Consider the following 17,416-nt stretch of genomic DNA (forward strand, 5'->3'; position numbering starts at 1 on the left):
TCAATACAAAATGGAAAATAAATTTAAAAATAAAGGCGAGCTGATTATAGAACAGTTTGAAAATATAAAATGGAAAGACTTCCCGGGAGCTCCGGAAGTAAAGTACTTTGATGTGGAAGGTACAATATCATCACCGGGGCCATTTATTGCACGTGTAAAGATGCCGGCTGGATACAAGGCAGCAATGCATGAACACTCAGCCCCTTTTTTTGAACGCAACATTGTTATCTCAGGAGTAATGCACTTAGGCATCGGAGCTGAGTTTGACGAGTCAAAAGGAGTAGCGCTTGGTGCCGGTGCAATTGCAGTGATACCTCCTGGTGTAAAACATTATTCTTGGAATGATGTAGAAACGGTTATACATGTACACGGGGAAGGCCCTTGGGTTCCTCCTGAATTTTTAAATAGCCATTTATAAAAAAGTTTAATTAATAAGCACCCAAACTCAAAGAATATGAGCAGTAAAATATTAGTAACAGGGGCTTCCGGAAATTTAGGAGCCCTTGTAGTTGAATCATTATTACAAAAAACAGCCGCAAGTAACATCGCTGTTATGCTAAGGAATCCCAAGGATGCAGAAGCATTTACCAGTAAAGGAATTAATATCCGCATAGCGAATTACGATGATATAACCACGATGGTTGAGGCTTTTAAAGGAATTTCCAAACTGTACTTCGTTTCAGGCTCTGATCTTGAAGCCCGTTTGGTTCAGCACAAAAATGTTGTAGCAGCGGCAAAAGCAGCAAAAGTAGGACATATAGTATACACCAGTTTTTCACGAAAGGATGGGGCCGTTAACCATACCCTGTCCACACTTGCCCAAGGACATTTAATTGCCGAAGAAGCCATTAAAAACTCAGGAATACCTTATACTTTTTTACTAAATAATTATTATATGGAAGTGATCCCATTATTTGTTGGTGAAAATATCCTTACCAGCCAGACCATTTACTTCCCAGCACTACAAGGCAAAAGCGGGTTTATAGCCCGAAAGGATATAGCAGAGCTTTCTGCAGAAATATTAACCACGGCGGGGCACGAAAACAAGGTCTATGAGGTAAGTGGTGAAAAAGCGTACACATTTGATGAAATAGCAAAACTTATTTCTGAGATAAGCAACACTACCATTAGCTACGTATCACCATCGGAAGTAAATTTCGAAAAAACACTTAAGGAGCATGGGATCCCACAAGCTCTTATCGATATTAGTATCTTATCGGCGAGGGCTATCGTAAAAGGTGAATTTGAAAAGACATCAGATAATTTTCAGAAAATTACCGGCCGTAAGCCGACAAGCTTGAGTAAATTTTTAAATGAAACTTACGGATTCAATACTAACTAATAGTTCTTATTCAAATGTAGCTTTGTGTAATCTCAAAACTATTATTTAGGCATTCTTCACAGTAGCGCTTTCCTTTTTTAAAGAATCAAACGAAAAGGAAACATATACAACATGGACTTAGAGAAACCAACAGATGCCGAAGTTCCTTCCGGGTTTCAGAAGTGCGATTTAAATGTTGTTAGGAAGTTTTTGTTACACGTATTTCCTTTTTGGTAAATCTTCTAATGGATTATATAAGCATTAAATAACATGAAAAAAAGTTTGGTGCATTTAACTTAAGTAAAAATTTCTCTGAATAGTAGCTGTTACTTGTGACATGAATTTTAAAACAAATGAAAATGAAAAATTTAAAAATTATTGCGTTATTGAGTATGGTATTCTACACCATGCAAGCATGTTCGGATGATGATGACCATACATCCACTGATACTGAATATGCTACCATAGTAATGGTACATGGAGCTTGGCAGAATGCCTCGGTATGGGATCAGGTAAAAAACCAATTGCAATCGCAGGGCCATACTGTAGTGGCCGTAGAATTATTGGGGCACGGAGAAGATGAAACTCCAGTGGCAGACATTACTTTTGAAGCCTATGTAAAACAAGTAAAGACAGCTATTGCAGCTCAAGGCACTCCAGTTATTTTACTGGGACATAGTCTTGGCGGTGCAGTAATTACACAGACTGCTGCTGAAGTATCGGAACAGATTGAAAAGCTGGTTTATATAGCAGGCTTTATTCCGGAAAACGGAAAAAGTGTGTTGGATAATTCTGCATTGGATACCACATCCTTATTACCGTCTGCCCTAGAATTCTCTGCGGATGGTAGCACTGCGGCCATTGCAGATCCGGAAACCAATATTCCGGAAATCTTCTGCCAATATGGAGCCCAGGCACAAGTTGATTTGCTGATAAAAAACCTCAAACCAGAACCTTTGGCTCCTTTGGCAACCCCTTTAGCTTATTCAGGGGAAGATTACAATACGATATCCAACAAGTATTATGTATTTACCAAAGAAGATCACGCCATTACCTATTCGTTTCAGAAGAAAATGGCATCAGATGCCGGCATCACCAAAACTTATGAAGTTACTTCCGGGCATAGTCCCTTTGTTTCTAGACCGGATGAAGTCCTACAAATTTTACAAACCATTTTAGAAGATTAATACGATGGGAATATTCAATAAAGCAAAAGGACTGGAAACAGGAACTCGTATTCCTGAATTTCAACTAAAGGATCAGAATGGAATTTGGGTGAAGTTACCGGAAGCCATTCTGCAAAAAGGTGCAGTTATATATTTCTACCCTAAAAATGAAAGTGGGGTTTGCACCAAAGAAGCCTGTGCTTTTCGTGACAACTTTGAAACCTTTTCTGATATGGGATTTCAGGTGATTGGCATAAATAATGCCAGTGTTGAAAATCATAAGGCCTTTCAGAAAAATCATCGGTTACCCTTTACTTTATTAAGTGATCCTGGAAACAAAGTTCTTAAAATGTTTGGTATAAGGAATGTTTTGTTTTTAACCGGAAGGGAGACCTTTGTCCTGGATAAAGAAGGAATGATTCTCCATAAATTCAGGGATTTTCTAAATGGCGAAAAACACATTCAAGAAGCCTTAAAAATCTTGAAAAATTATTAATTATACTGGGCTTGCATCTTTTGGATGCAGGCCTTTTTTTAGTTTAAATCATTGTGAAATGGATAGGAGATCCTTATATGATTACCTTAACAAGTTTTCAGGACTGTCTGAAAAGGACTTTGAAAAAGAAGAACAATTCTGGTACTAAGGAAATGATGCTATGCGAAAAAGCCCAAGATGAGTTTGCAGCATTCTGTGCTATTGATGTAGTCCCATTAGGCCAACTTTATGGGGGATAAAATATGTGCTGCTTTGGACAGTCAACACCTTAGGGATTTGTTCAAATATCTAATGCAGAACGAAGGTTTAACGGACGAAATAAAAAAAGGCTTTTTACTTTGTCTATTGGGGAGCAACCGTCCTTTGCACGAAATGCTCAGCCCTAACCTCACGGACCAAAGTCATGCTATGGAAAATCATTTTGATGGAATGAGCTATGTCCCATTTTCCTATGAAGATTTTGAAAAAACCAGGAACCGACTTATAACGGCCGTCAAAGAAAGCCTAACAAAAGAAGATAAAGATATTTTTGGACTTCAAGAGCTTACACCGGGGGATTGGAGCGTTTACGATTTTGAAAGATTCCCTGCTGTTCTATGGAAGCTACAAAATCTTCATAAACTTAAAAACAATGACCCTTTAAAATAAGATAATTTGGTTGGGGCGTTAAATAACACACTGCACTAACGGAAGATTTCCTGTCCCAAATTCATTCTATTTTTGGGACAGAGTGAATATGAAATTAAGGTAAATACTATTATGATTGCCCCCTTTAATATTCTTAAACATCAATAGCCATCAAACCATATTCCAACCTCAAAAATGGCAAAATGTTGTACCTAGGTTGTACCTGAGAAAAAAAATGAAACAATTTTAACAAAAAAAGCCGAAGATCTCTCTCCGGTTTTTGTGCGGGTGAAGGGACTTGAACTCCCACACCTTGCGGCATCAGATCCTAAGTCTGACATGTCTACCAATTCCATCACGCCCATTTTTAACAATATTTATAGAACTTAAATTAGGTTTATTCCTAAGCTAAACTTCCGGAATACCGATGCCCGTGTTAGGTTTGTCCCAATATTCTTTGGTGATAAAGTTATATTTGTAACATATAACGTGGTGTAATTTTAAAAAACCGAATTTTTTTTGGAGAATAATATAGAGTTAATATCAAGTTTAGGGAAAATCATCGTTTTTTTGATGTTGCTGTTTTCTGCTTTTCTTTTTAGTGTTAAAGGCAATAAAAGGTTACCCAATCAAATATTTGCCACTTTTCTTCTCATTACCGCTTTTGATCTAACAGGTTTATTCTTGATTGATGGATCAGCCAAGTATCTGAATTTTCAAATTCTGAAATCGGCTTCTTCACTGCTGCAAATGCCCGCATTTTATTTATATGTGCTTTCTGTTTGTTATTCAGATTTTACCCTTAAACCCAAACACCTATTACATACGGGTTTATTCTTCCTATTTTTATTGATTCTAAAAATTAATTCTTATTCTAATCAAAGCCTTTTAATTTTGAGAATCGTGGGAGAGGTACAATACTTCGCTTATATCGTTGCTATTTTTTTTGCTCTCAAAAAATACAAAACAATCTATCTGGAAAATTATTCAAACCCTGATTACACCAACTATAAATGGTTATTTCAAGCAACAGTTATTTTTTGTATTGCACACGTTTTTGTTTTAGTGAAGTTGGGAGCACATTATTTCCATAATGACCAGCATTTACTACAGTACATTTATATTTTGATCAGTATCTCTGCCTTGTCCGTTATATGTTGGTTTGTTTTAAAAGCTTTATACAGTCCATATCTTTTTACAGGTGTTAGGGCAGCTCTGAAGCCCATAAAATCAACAACCGATAAGTACAAAACAACAGCCGAAAAGGATATTGCTTCCAATGAAGCCATAAAAAGGCTGACTTTTTATATGGAAAATGAGAAACCGTATTTGGATTTTGAACTGACGCTTCAAAAATTAGCTTCCCAGTTCGGTATGCAGGAAAAAGAACTATCAATACTTATCAATCAATATTTGGGAAAACACTTCTTTGATTTTATAAACGAATACCGGATTGAGGAGGCCAAAAGAATTTTAGGAAATCCGCATAACGAAGCACTCACCATTTTAGAAATACTTTATCAGGTAGGTTTTAATTCCAAATCCTCTTTTTATACTGCTTTTAAGAAGGAAACAAATCAAACACCTACATCATATAGAAAATCAGCTTTGTCCGGTTAAAGTGAACCTATTTCTACCTATAAAATCAGTCCGACTTTCTTTAATCGGACGTTTATGACTGTTTTAAATTTCATTTTTGCTGAAAAATTATATTACAGAAATGAAAAAACCGTTTTTAACCGTAACCCTCCTATTACTATCTTTTCTATCCGTATTTGCGCAAAACAACATTGAAGAAAAGCAATGGCACAAAGTGGATTCATTATTAAACAGCTATTATCAACCTGGTACTCCAGGTATTGCAATGGCAATCATAAAAAAGGGGAAAACTGTCTATTCCAATCAAATAGGATTGGCAGATATGGAATACGGAATTCCCATAACCGATTCTACAGTTTTTCATATCGCATCTGTTTCCAAGCAATTTACCGCTTTTTTGGCTGTGTTATTAGAAAAGGAAGGTAAATTGTCCATGGAAGATGATTTAAGACAACACCTGCCTGAACTAAAACAACTCCCGTATAAAATAACGCTTCGTCAATTGGCAAATCACACCCACGGTCTACCAAACCTATTCGAATTGGCCCGTCTTCGAGGAATAGGGATTGAAGATAGAATGACACATAGGGAAGTTGTACAGATGTTGTTGAATATTAAAAAAATAAACTTTAAGCCTGGAGATAAATATGAATACAACAATACCGGTTATGTATTACTTGCAGAAGTTATAGAACGTATTATAGGGAAACCTTTTCAGGAAATCTTGAAAGATAGAATTTTCACTCCCTTGGGAATGATGCATAGTATGGCCGTGGATAATTCATCATTAATTGTTAAAAACAAAGCCCATTCCTATAGATTAACGAATGGAGAATATGAGAACTATGCCTTTAATATTATGGTGAACGGTTCGTCAGGTATAAGCACGACAATTAACGATTTGAGTAAATGGGCAATTAATTTTCAACACTCTGAAAATCAAGAAATTTTCCAGGAAATGCAAGAAAAAACCACTCTCAACTCGGGGAAAGCTAGACATTATGGATTGGGCCTGGAATTCAAAGACTATAAAGGTTTGAAGGTGGTCTTTCACGGAGGTGGCGATGCGGGTTACCGTTCTTATATTTTACACGTACCCGAGCATAGATTTTCAATAGTATTGCTGGGAAACAATAATGATTTTACACCCCTTAAAATTGTTTACGAAACCGTTGATTTGCTTCTAAAAGAATATCAAAAAGAACCATTGTCGCCAAAAAAGGTCAACTATACCACACAAGAATTAAAGCGTTTTGAAGGTACGTACAAGATGTTTCCCGGAACCTATTTTAATATTACTGCAGAAAACGATACGCTCTATTTTCAATCTTATGGAACACACGATAAAGCTCCGCTTCCTGTTATAGGCGATGGAGACTTCTTGTTTCCCTACATTCCTACAAGCAAGTTTTCTTTTTATGAGAATGGCTTTAACTTTCATATTGCGGACTTTAAGTATGACTGCAAGAAAGTAAAGCTAAATGCTCCAAAGTCAAAGGATATAAATCTTATAGAATATACAGGTATTTATAAAAGCACAGCATTCAATACAGTATATGAATTGGTTATTAAAAATAATCAATTGATTGCCGTTCATAGTTTTAACGACAACATTGATTTGCACCCTCTTTCCAAAGATAGGTTTTATTCAAATAAACCGTTTTTTGGGACGTTGGATTTTGTGAAAAATGAGAAAGGAAAGATAATTGAATTCCAGTTATCGGGACAAAATTTAAACAGTATCAAGTTTAAAAAAATCTACTAAAAACTACTTCTTCTATTTTCCATCTTGTTATTCAATTTCCATTCAATTATTCTAACATAAATCTGGATTGCGGAAATTTTATTGCACTCCAGTAACTTGGACGCAACCTCAATAGAAACCCATATCTGAAAGAATAATGATGGTGACAAATCTATATTAGTCTAAATAAAAGTAGGCTTCTTCTTTATTCCGCATATATCTGTTATCTGTTTTAGGTAGGAATTCGAGATTTTATGCCATTACCAAAAATTCCTATTTATAATAAGGTAATCAGATATACTTAAAAAGGCTTTACAAAGATCAAAAAGTTTCAAAAAACGTTAAAGTTTGTTAAAATTTATTAATTCAGAGGGTATTTCCAAAAAGTATGCACAAAGTATGCATTTTCAGGAAACAAAAAAGGCCTACAAATTTGTAAGCCTTTGATTTTTAAGTGATCGCGACAGGATTCGAACCTGTGACCGTCTGCTTAGAAGGCAGATGCTCTATCCAGCTGAGCTACGCGACCCTTTACTTTTCCTCAAAAGCGGTGCAAATATATAACCGAATATCGTACAAAACAACACAAATCCGGATAATTTACACATCAGCAGGAAAGCCGGATTACAAATCTCTATGTCTTAATACCTTTCCGCTTCCGGTCTCTTTAAAGTTTTTAATCAGGCGGACTTCTTTCGGACGTTCATACTTATCCAACGACTTCAATCCGGCTATTTTTGCCCGGATTTCTTCTGTTGTCAACCCCGGGTTTGTTTTTTCTTCAATAAATAAGACCAACTTTTCCCCCAGTTTGTCATCGGGAATTCCCCCGACGTAAAACCGACCGCTGATTACTTCCCGTATTTTTTCCTCTATGAGTTCCGGGACAAGCTTTACTCCTCCCGAGTTCACCAGGTTATCATATCTTCCCAACCATCGGAATTCTTTTTCGGAAACCAGTTCCACCAGGTCATTCGTCGTAATGGCCACATCTGAAACCCCCGGGGCATTGATCACAAGGCAACCTCTGTCATCTACCGTTATCTCTACGCCCGGAACCAGGGTAAAACAACGCTCCCTTCCGGATTGCGGATGGCTTACTTTCCTGGCGGCAATATGAGTAACAGTTTCCGTCATTCCGTAGGTTTCATAGACTTTACACCCGGTTTTGCTTAATCTCGCTTCTAATGCTCCGGACATCGGGGCTCCTCCTACAATGAGGGTTTTGATACAATCCAGGACGGGAAGAGAGTTCTGTAACTGCATAGGAGTCATAGCCACAAAATCATACTCCTTGCTTATCTTTTCCACAGGGGTTGATGACGGCTTAACCAGATCTATTTCCAATCCCAGGATCATCGCCCGGACCAGCATCATCTTTCCGGCAATATAATCGGCCGGTAAACACGATAAAGCAGAATTTCCCACTGTAATCCCGAAAAAGTCCCCCGTAGCTATTGCCGAGTTCACCATATGCTGTTTGTACAACGCTATTTTTTTAGGTTTCCCCGTAGAACCGGAAGTATTAACCGCAATGGTTTCCCGGTTGTCCAGCCAGTCCAGCAAAAAATCGCCGATAACCTTTTGGTAAGGTTCTCCTTCTTTTATGAAATTGTAAGCCACAAGACTGAGATCTTCCCTGCTGAAATAGGTACCGTTCAATTTGAAGCGGTTGTGAATATTTTTATACGTTATGGACAACTCTCCTGTGTTCATCATGTTTTTATCTGTAAGTCATTTATATTTCGGCTTGTACGGGATCTTCCGGTACCGGTGGTATTACTTTTCCAAATAATTTATCCTTCCAGCCCTTCCAGCCGTATTTCTTTGCAAAGATGAAGGTTAGTATGGGATAAACCACTATTAACGGAAAGAAAATCTCAAATCCTACGGAAGGTTCGGATAAATCTTTTAATACGGAATGCGTCTGGAAAACAGTCCAGTCGGCCGTAACAAACAGGGCTATGAAAAGATTATTGGCGGCATGAAACCCCAGTGCCAGTTCAATCCCTTCATCCATAAGCGTTATTATTCCAAGGAAAAAACCAATACCTATATAAGCCACCAGGGCTACATATCCTATTTTACCTATTTCCGGATTAAAAATATGCATTAGCCCGAAAATAAGGGAAGTAGTTACCAACGGGACCCACCGGTTTTTCGCAAATACACCTATCCCCTGCATCAAATATCCCCTGAAAATATATTCTTCAAAACTGGTTTGTAACGGTATCAGCAATACGGAAAGGATGCACATGATAACAAAAGGGAGCAGCTTGAAATTCCATTGATAATCCTCCGGGGAAAGAAAATATCCCACCCATACAAAAACAATACTCACAAGCCCCCATATACCAAAAGAGAAAAATATCCTTTTCCAGTCGAGTTTCTGCCTGGCCGAATGCAATACCTTAAAGGGCAACCCGTGAACCGGCTTCATCCAAAGATACAGTCCCGCCAGCCCCAAAGCAAAAGGGACCAGTAGTAATACAAGCATAATATTGGGGTCGTATAGGGTGAGAATATCCATAGGGTTTGACAGGTCTACATCCTCCCCTTTAAATGTTTTATAAGCCAAAGCTGCCCCCAAAACAAAACTTCCTATGACCTGACTTCCCCCGAAAGTCACAAAAACGCCGAGAATATATCTCCACAATTCGTGTTTTCCTTTAAATGCCTGTTCTATATACATATATTAATTTTTCAGTGTATTTATCTCCCAGCTCTTGGCTGTATTATATTCTAATGTGCCTTTTTTTACTTCAAGGGGACTGTCCGGGTTATTTGTATAGAGACTTCCTGTTCCCAGCCCCTGAGGCATTGTATTTTTGAGCGTATATGTCCACTGGGCAATAGCATTCAGGCCGATATTACTTTCCAGAGCACTGGTAATCCACCACCCGGCATTATAATCTCCGGCAAGTTGAATCCATTCCCTGCTCCCCCGGTATCCACCTACCAGACTCGGTTTTAAAATTATGTATTGCGGTTGTATGGTCCTTAAAAGATCCCTTTTCACGGAAAGATCAAAAACACCTATCAATTCTTCATCCAGGGCTATGGGTAAAGAAGTACCGGCACAAAGACGCGCCATGTCTTCCCATTGTCCCTGGCGGATAGGTTGTTCTATAGAATGCAGGTCCAGCTCGGATAAGCCGTTCAGTTTCTCCAGCGCATTACCTGGAGTAAAGGCCCCGTTTGCGTCTACCCTTATCTCTATATCCGAAGATGAAAATTCTTTGCGTATGGATTTAAGCAAGTCCAGCTCGGTTTCAAAATCTATGGCCCCGATCTTCATCTTAATACAGCGAAATCCCTGTTGAAGTTTTTCCCGGATCTGTTCCTGCATAAAATCTTTACTTCCCATCCATACCAGGCCATTTATGGGTATGGAGTCTTCGCCCCGGGTAAATGCGGAAGGGTATAAAAGAAACGGAGATTCCGATCGGAGGGAGAGAAAAGCCTGTTCCATTCCGAACTGGATGGAGGGAAATTCCTTAAGCTCCCCGTATAAATAATCAATCCCCCAATGCACATGGTCACATGCCCATTTCAGCTTTTCTTCATAGTCCTCCCTGTCATCTGCACTGAGGCTTCGGAGAATACCACACTCTCCTATTCCTGTTCTGCCGTTATCTTCCAGGAAGATAAACCAGGTTTCCTTTTCATTCAGAATTCCCCTTGAGGTACCACTGGGTCTTTTAAACTGAAGTATATACTTCCGGTAGGATGCTTTCATTTATTGTTCAAGCATTTTAAAGTGTCCGGAGAAAGACTGATGGACTTGGAGACAGTGAGATTTGGAGACCTGGAGCGAGAGAAACTGGAAATTCCTGATTTGGAAGAATAGTCCTGCTTTGTTAATCAAGTCCTTTATTGCAATTACAAATTCCATTTTTCCGGATTTATTATCATTTTAACCAGCATTCCCAAAATGTAATGATATTTCTCATATAAAACAGTATGGGTCTCGCTATTTATATAATCACATGCCAGAGCATAATCCAACCACACCTGGGTTTCGGCAGCTTCTCCCTCCGCATCTGACAATTTTGCTGCAAATGCTTTCGGATATTTTCTTTTCCTCCGGGCCTCTGCCAAATTTCCGGATACTGACCTGGAAGACCTTCTTATCTGATCTGTTAAAGAATATCTTTCTTCCTTCGGAAAGGATTTGGATATCTTAAATATTTCCATTCCTGACTCAAAAGAAAGCTGATATACCTTTAAATCCTTATGTGTCTTAATTTTTCCCCCATTCTATCCCCTCGTCTCCAAATCTCCGAATCTTCATTAAAGCTCTATACTTTCGCCTATGGAAAGTAACATCAGATCTTTTCCTTTATTAAAAAATTTCCGTTTGGCTTCTTCATGATCTATTTCGATATACCCAAAGGTGTCGAAATGATATCCTAAAATTTTATCGCACTCCACAAAATCAGAAGCTATAATGGCATCATCGACCCCCATAGTGAAATTATCCCCGATAGGTAAAATGGCCAGATCGAGTTTCAGGTATATGGGAATGAGTTTCATGTCCATGGTAAGGGCCGTATCTCCGGCAATGTAGATATTTTTATGCTCTCCCTCAATGACAAATCCCCCCGGCTGTCCGCCATAACTTCCGTCCGGGAAAGAAGAAGTGTGGATGGCATTGACGTATTTCACCTTTCCGAATTCAAAATCCCAGCTCCCCCCGTGATTCATCGGGTGAAAATCTATTCCCTTATCCCCGTAATGATGGGCTACCTCGAAGTTGGCAATAATCATAGCCCCCGTATGTTGTGCTATGGTCTCCACATCAAGCGTATGGTCCTGGTGTGCATGTGTAACGAGGATATAATCTGCTTTTATCTGGTTTATATCTATATGTGCGGCTTTTTTATTTCCGGAGATAAAAGGATCTACCAAAATATGAATATCGTTTACCTCTATTCCTAAACTCGCGTGTCCGTAATATGTGATCTTCATTTTCTGTTTATTTAATCGGATTGAGATTATTTCTGTTTACAGAACAAGCCCCAGTGTGAAAAGGAGTGACAGCAAAAATGTACTTATGGCCAGCTTTTTCAACTCCGGGTCCAGTTCTTTAGGCACCGTATTTTTCTTTACCGTTTTTATATGTTTCAATACAGGGATAAATGCCAAAAGAAATATATACTGATAAATATAAAAACTTTGGAGGAGAGCAAAAAGTAAAAACAGTAGTAATGATGGGATGAGGATAGTATAATGATATTTTTTCGCCCGTTTACCTCCGATTTTGACCACCAAAGTGTTCTTTCCGGATGCAGCGTCACTTTTTTCATCACGCATATTATTAAGGTTTAGTACCCCGACACTGAGCAAACCAATAGAAGCTGCCGGGAGAAAAACGGTCCAGTCCAGGTTTTTCACATAGAGAAAATAACTTCCGGCTACACTGAGAAGCCCGAAAAACAGGAAAACGAAAACATCTCCCAATCCGTTGTAACCATATGCCGATTTCCCTACGGTATACTTTATGGCCGCTACTATGGAAGCGATCCCCAACAGGAAGAATACCAGGGAAAGCAGAAAGTTTTCTTTTCCGAAAGCAACATAAATAAGCAGTATGGCCACCAGAAGCGTAATGATTATGGTCAGGATCATCGCCTTTTTCATTTCCCCGGGTGTTATGGCACCACTCTGCAAAGCACGCTGCGGACCTATACGGTCTTTATTGTCCGTCCCTTTTACGCCGTCCCCGTAATCGTTGGCAAAATTGGAAAGTACCTGGAAACCAATTGTGGTGAGGAGCGCGAGTACGCAAATCTGCCAGTTAAAAAAACCGCGGGAAGCGGCAATGCCGGTCCCCGTAATAATCCCGGATACCGAAAGCGGCAGTGTCCGGAGACGTGCCGCGGAAATAAAAGCCTTTGTTTTTGTCATGTAAAATATATTAGCAGGAAAATAATATTCCCTCTACGGAATTCCGGTAAGGGTAATCTTATCCGGGAAACGTTACGGAATCCATTTAATATTGCTGAAATCCGGTTTTCTCTTTTCCAGGAAGGCGTTTCGCCCTTCTTTGGCTTCATCTGTCATATAAGCCAGCCTGGTAGCTTCACCGGCAAAAACCTGTTGGCCCACCATACCGTCGTCCGTAGCGTTAAACGCAAATTTCAGCATTTTTATGGAAGTCGGTGACTTGGCGAGGATTTCCTGAGCCCATTCGAACGCCGTATCTTCCAATTCTTCATGCGGTATAACGGCATTTACCATGCCCATATCGAAGGCTTCCTGTGCCGAGTAGTTCCTGCCGAGGAAAAAGATCTCCCGGGCGCGCTTCTGTCCTACCATCTTGGCGAGATAAGCCGAGCCGTACCCACCGTCAAAGCTGGTCACATCGGCATCCGTCTGTTTGAAAATGGCATGTTCCTTACTGGCCAGGGTCAGGTCACAGACCACATGCAGACTATGCCCTCCGCCAACAGCCCATCCGGGAACTACGGCTATGACCACTTTGGGCATAAAACGAATGAGCCGCTGTACTTCCAGTATGTTCAGCCTCGGCATCCCGGAATCATCTACGTATCCCTGGTGTCCCCTGGCATTCTGGTCTCCCCCGCTGCAAAAGGAATATATACCATCCTTGGTAGATGGCCCTTCGGCAGACAGCAAAACCACACCTATGGAAGTATCTTCACGGGCATCCAGGAAGGCCTCGAAAAGCTCCCCTACGGTTTTGGGACGAAAAGCATTGCGTACATTAGGGCGGTTAAAGGCTATCCTGGCCACACCGCCACATTTTTTATAAGTGATATCTTCGTATTCTTTGACTACTTTCCAATCTGCTTTACTCATAATTTTGTTATTTTGCGTAAAAATAATCCTTTTTAGTCTTTTTAACCCAATACCATATAATGAAAAAGATTCTTGCATCGCTGGGTGCTCTATGCTTCTCAGTTATTTCCTTCGCACAACAGTATACTTTTGAAACAGTTACGGACCTGGAAAGTACCCCGGTTATAAGCCAGGGCATTACGGGAACGTGCTGGAGTTTTTCTACGTCTTCCTTCCTGGAATCGGAGATTATGCGGATAACCGGAAAACAGATCGATATTTCCGAAATGTATAACGTGCGGAACACCTACCCTGAAAAGGCATGGAATTATGTGATGAGACAGGGAAATGCCCGGTTCAGCCAGGGCGGGCTTTCACACGATGTCATAAACAGTATCAGGAAATACGGGATCGTTCCCCAAAGTGTTTACACCGGACTGGAAGAAGGACAGGAAAAACACAACCATATCGAAATGGTCTCTGTTCTGGAAGGCATGCTAAACGTATACGTGGAAAATCCTGCTAAAACACTTTCTTCCAACTGGAAGAAGGCTGTCGAGGGCGTTCTGGATGTATACCTGGGAAAAAGAATCAAAGAATTCACGTATGAAGGTAAAAGTTATACCCCCGAATCTTTTCTTGAAATGACCAAGATACAACCGGAAGATTATGTGTCCGTCACTTCCTTTACGCACAAGCCCTTCTATTCGGACTTTATACTTAACATCCCTGATAACTTTTCCAACGGAAGCTACTACAACCTTCCGCTGGACGAGTTTATAGCGGTTATAGATCATGCTCTCGAAAACGGGTATACCCTTGCGCTGGACTGTGATGTGAGTGAACCCACCTTCTCACAAAAAGACGGCGTAGCGGTAATCCCAGAAAACGAAACAGACACCAGGACTATATTAAAAGACATAAAACAGGAAAAAAGCATCTCCCCGGAATACCGGCAGCAGGAATTCGAGAACTATCATACCACCGACGACCATTTGATGCATATCGTAGGAAAGGTAAAAGACCAGGAAGGCCACGTATACTACAAGGTAAAAAACTCCTGGGGAACGGATAAAATCCGTGTCGGAGAGAGCGGCGGCTATATTAATATGAGCGTTCCTTACATGCGGTTAAAGGCCATATCCGTCATGCTGCACAAAGACGGTTTATCCAAAGCGGTGCGCAAAAATTAAACCTTTAGAAGTCATAAAGATAAGGCGCTACTCCCCTAACCTTTCCTGTTCATCGGGGGTAGTGTCTCTTTTGTTGTCGTCCAGACGATAGTTTCCGAAATTGTATTTAAGACTAAAAGAAACGGTTCGTGTTTCCGGTCTTGCTATGTAGCCGTTATCCTGGTTTTGGTACCTGGACGCCAGCCAGATATTTTGAGTATTAAAGATATCTGTAAGATTCAGGGAAGCAATAATTCTGTTCTTCCAAAGTCTTTTGGTTAACCCTATATCGGTAGAAAAACGGTTTTTAAAGGTGAAAGATCCCTGTATGTAATTGGACATATAAAAAAGAGACAGGTTAGCGGTAAAGCTACGATCCTTCGATATGGTGAACTGGTTATACGCCCGACCGTAATATCCCATAGTATTCAGTTTCTGAACAGGAACTTCGCTTTGTATGGCCGGAAAACTGTTTTCCATATAATACCCGGACATGTAGGTATAAAAATACCACCAATCTTTTATATAGGAATAATAGGTAAAATCCAGGCTATATTGAAGTCCTTCTTCGATATTATATTGCCCTTCACTTATAACCTTATTCTTATTGTCCTGAAAAGTAAGCCCCTGTATCTCATTGTTGGTATGTTGATAATATAAAGAAAATATGAATTTCTTCTTAAGAACATAATCCAAAGCAATTTTATTATCTATAGAACGAGTAAGGCCTGGGTTTCCTTCACTATACTGTCTTTCGTATAAATAATAACGATAAGGATTAAGACTTCCATACCTGGGACGATCTATATTTCTTTTGTAATTGATCCCTAACTGATGATTTTCATTAATAGTATGTTCTATAACTACTGTTGGAAATAACTCAAAATAGGTCTGGGTATTCACCTCTCCCATAACTACGGAATTAGCTTCCATATCTGTATATTCCCCCCGAAGCCCGATATTGGCAGACCAATTCTCCCATTCCTTATTAAAACTTACATAAGCAGCATAAATATTTTCACGGTATTTAAACCGGTCATCTTCTGTTTCCGGGGGAATATCGTCCCCGTCAAAATCCACACTGCTATTGCTGCTTATGGAAGAATACTTTAATCCGGTTTCCACTAGGGCCCATTCCGAAGGAAGATAGAAATCCAGTTGCTGGGTAAATATATTATTCCGCTGTTTAGCCAGGAAATCAAAATAATTACGATCTGTTGGTACTGAATTAGGATCAAAATAATCGGTATACAAAAGTTGAAACTGGCGATCATCATAATAAATATAGTTGCTCACCGCATTCATTTTTGCGCCCTTATCATTAATATTGTAAGTGTAGTCCAGTGAAAAAGCGAGATTGGAACGGTCGTTATCCAGCTCACTGTCTGTCAGAAAATAAGATTCCAGGTTACCAACCGTATCAAAAATATCGGTAACTACGTTATTATCGTAAGTCTTCCCGGGAGAGTGCATAATATTGGCCGTTACACTCAGCGAGTTTTTTTCATTGAGTGTAAAATCCATAATGGTATGCAAATTATGGGCATACGACCTGGTAGTTCTTCTAAAATCCACTTCCCATCGGTTATCTGGAGTATCTCCGTCAAAAAAATTAAAGTAACTATTATCGTGTTTGTATTCCTTCCTGGGATTATAGCTGTAACCCACAAAAAGATCCAGGAAATTATTTTTGTAATAATGATCCGTACCCAGGCTGTATTTGGGGAAAATGGCTTCTGTCCACCTTCCATTAACACTACCTTTGTATCCAACGGAAATACTCCGGGATGTTACAATATTAACCACAGCACCACTTTCCGCATCATAGCGGGCAGGTGGTGTAGTAATGACCTCCACACTACGGATATTACTCCCCGAATAATTTTCCAGCAGGCTTTTTAGTTCTTCCCCGGACAAATAAACCCTTTTATCGTTGATATACACAGTTGCCTGGGTATTCCGCACTACAATCTGGTCGTTTAATACCAGTATTCCGGGGGTATTCCGGAGAATATCAAAGGACGATTGGGCAGAAAAAGAGGTATTTTCTACATTAAGAACAAGGCGGTCACTTCTTATTTCCACCAAAGGCTTTCCGGAGGTTACAGTTACTCCCTCCAGGGATTCGGTTACCTCTTCCAGCAAAATAGTCCCTACATTTATATCATCGTTTACTTCAATCGGTTTCTCCACATCCCGGTAGCCGACGAAAGTGGCTTTCAGAATATAGTTTCCTGTTTTTACCTCAGTAATAGCAAACTTTCCCGCATTATCGGATGAGGTCCCGGACACCACTGTAGAGTCCGACTGTTGTATCAATACTATATTAACATAGGAGAGCGCATTCTGTTCTCCGTCTTTAACAACACCATTTAAAGTATATTCCTGAGCTAAAAGGGCAAAGGGAAAACAAAAGATACAAAATACTAGGCAGCTCAGCTTACCTGATATATTCATAAGTATATTTTTAAAATCAAAAATATGCTT

Annotated in this window: 16 protein-coding genes and 2 tRNA genes; 8 read left to right on the forward strand and 10 right to left on the reverse strand. The window is 39.6% G+C overall.

Going from position 1 to position 17,416, the window contains the following annotated elements; translation table 11 throughout:
- From ED312_RS06855 to ED312_RS06875, 5 genes are all read left to right on the forward strand, one after another.
- Positions 1-418, forward strand: a 418-nt coding sequence (locus ED312_RS06855) for a cupin domain-containing protein (RefSeq protein ID WP_123215272.1), incomplete at its 5' end; no start/stop codon positions are given.
- A 36-nt stretch (positions 419-454) separates the two neighbouring features.
- Complete coding sequence (locus ED312_RS06860; protein WP_123215273.1) at positions 455-1,342, forward strand: SDR family oxidoreductase; 888 nt, start codon at positions 455-457, stop codon at positions 1,340-1,342.
- Between the two features lie 338 nt (positions 1,343-1,680).
- Positions 1,681-2,508, forward strand: a complete 828-nt coding sequence (locus ED312_RS06865; protein ID WP_170164459.1) for an alpha/beta fold hydrolase — start codon at positions 1,681-1,683, stop codon at positions 2,506-2,508.
- 4 nt (positions 2,509-2,512) lie between these two features.
- Entirely contained in the window at positions 2,513-2,983 is a 471-nt protein-coding gene (locus tag ED312_RS06870; RefSeq protein ID WP_123215275.1) for a peroxiredoxin, read from the forward strand.
- A gap of 291 nt (positions 2,984-3,274) precedes the next feature.
- Positions 3,275-3,631 (forward strand): hypothetical protein, encoded by a 357-nt coding sequence (locus tag ED312_RS06875; protein WP_148044232.1) that lies wholly within the window; start codon positions 3,275-3,277, stop codon positions 3,629-3,631.
- 262 nt (positions 3,632-3,893) lie between these two features.
- Here ED312_RS06875 and ED312_RS06880 read toward each other — a convergent pair.
- Positions 3,894-3,973, reverse strand: a tRNA-Leu gene (locus ED312_RS06880).
- A 156-nt stretch (positions 3,974-4,129) separates the two neighbouring features.
- Here ED312_RS06880 and ED312_RS06885 point away from each other — a divergent pair.
- A complete protein-coding gene (locus ED312_RS06885; protein WP_240643047.1) occupies positions 4,130-5,230 on the forward strand; it encodes a helix-turn-helix domain-containing protein in 1,101 nt (366 codons plus the stop codon).
- A gap of 100 nt (positions 5,231-5,330) precedes the next feature.
- Positions 5,331-6,974: a serine hydrolase domain-containing protein gene (locus ED312_RS06890; protein ID WP_123215278.1), complete on the forward strand. Its 1,644-nt coding sequence runs from the start codon at positions 5,331-5,333 to the stop codon at positions 6,972-6,974.
- A gap of 434 nt (positions 6,975-7,408) precedes the next feature.
- Here the strand turns inward: ED312_RS06890 and ED312_RS06895 are convergent.
- The 8 genes from ED312_RS06895 to ED312_RS06930 form a co-directional block, all read right to left on the reverse strand.
- A tRNA-Arg gene (locus tag ED312_RS06895) sits at positions 7,409-7,482 on the reverse strand.
- A 95-nt stretch (positions 7,483-7,577) separates the two neighbouring features.
- A complete protein-coding gene (locus ED312_RS06900; RefSeq protein ID WP_317125665.1) occupies positions 7,578-8,672 on the reverse strand; it encodes an AMP-binding protein in 1,095 nt (364 codons plus the stop codon).
- Positions 8,673-8,691: 19 nt separating this feature from the next.
- The gene (locus ED312_RS06905; protein WP_123215279.1) at positions 8,692-9,645 is read right to left on the reverse strand and encodes a CPBP family intramembrane glutamic endopeptidase; all 954 of its coding nucleotides are present in this window, start codon (positions 9,643-9,645) and stop codon (positions 8,692-8,694) included.
- Between the two features lie 3 nt (positions 9,646-9,648).
- Positions 9,649-10,692 (reverse strand): o-succinylbenzoate synthase, encoded by a 1,044-nt coding sequence (locus ED312_RS06910; protein ID WP_123215280.1) that lies wholly within the window; start codon positions 10,690-10,692, stop codon positions 9,649-9,651.
- Between the two features lie 143 nt (positions 10,693-10,835).
- Positions 10,836-11,201: a four helix bundle protein gene (locus ED312_RS06915; RefSeq protein ID WP_206363218.1), complete on the reverse strand. Its 366-nt coding sequence runs from the start codon at positions 11,199-11,201 to the stop codon at positions 10,836-10,838.
- 45 nt (positions 11,202-11,246) lie between these two features.
- Positions 11,247-11,924, reverse strand: coding sequence for a metal-dependent hydrolase (locus tag ED312_RS06920; RefSeq protein ID WP_123215282.1), 678 nt, complete (start codon positions 11,922-11,924; stop codon positions 11,247-11,249).
- Between the two features lie 36 nt (positions 11,925-11,960).
- Entirely contained in the window at positions 11,961-12,863 is a 903-nt protein-coding gene (locus ED312_RS06925) for a 1,4-dihydroxy-2-naphthoate polyprenyltransferase (protein WP_123215283.1), read from the reverse strand.
- 72 nt (positions 12,864-12,935) lie between these two features.
- On the reverse strand, positions 12,936-13,778 hold the full coding sequence (locus tag ED312_RS06930) for a 1,4-dihydroxy-2-naphthoyl-CoA synthase (RefSeq protein WP_123215284.1): 843 nt from the start codon (positions 13,776-13,778) through the stop codon (positions 12,936-12,938).
- 59 nt (positions 13,779-13,837) lie between these two features.
- Here ED312_RS06930 and ED312_RS06935 point away from each other — a divergent pair, with 59 nt between their 5' ends.
- Positions 13,838-14,950, forward strand: coding sequence for a C1 family peptidase (locus tag ED312_RS06935; RefSeq protein ID WP_123215285.1), 1,113 nt, complete (start codon positions 13,838-13,840; stop codon positions 14,948-14,950).
- A 27-nt stretch (positions 14,951-14,977) separates the two neighbouring features.
- Here ED312_RS06935 and ED312_RS06940 read toward each other — a convergent pair whose 3' ends face one another.
- Positions 14,978-17,386: an outer membrane beta-barrel family protein gene (locus ED312_RS06940; protein ID WP_170164460.1), complete on the reverse strand. Its 2,409-nt coding sequence runs from the start codon at positions 17,384-17,386 to the stop codon at positions 14,978-14,980.
- Positions 17,387-17,416 lie beyond the last annotated feature (30 nt).

This window comes from Sinomicrobium pectinilyticum (assembly GCF_003725735.1).
Classification (GTDB): domain Bacteria; phylum Bacteroidota; class Bacteroidia; order Flavobacteriales; family Flavobacteriaceae; genus Sinomicrobium; species Sinomicrobium pectinilyticum.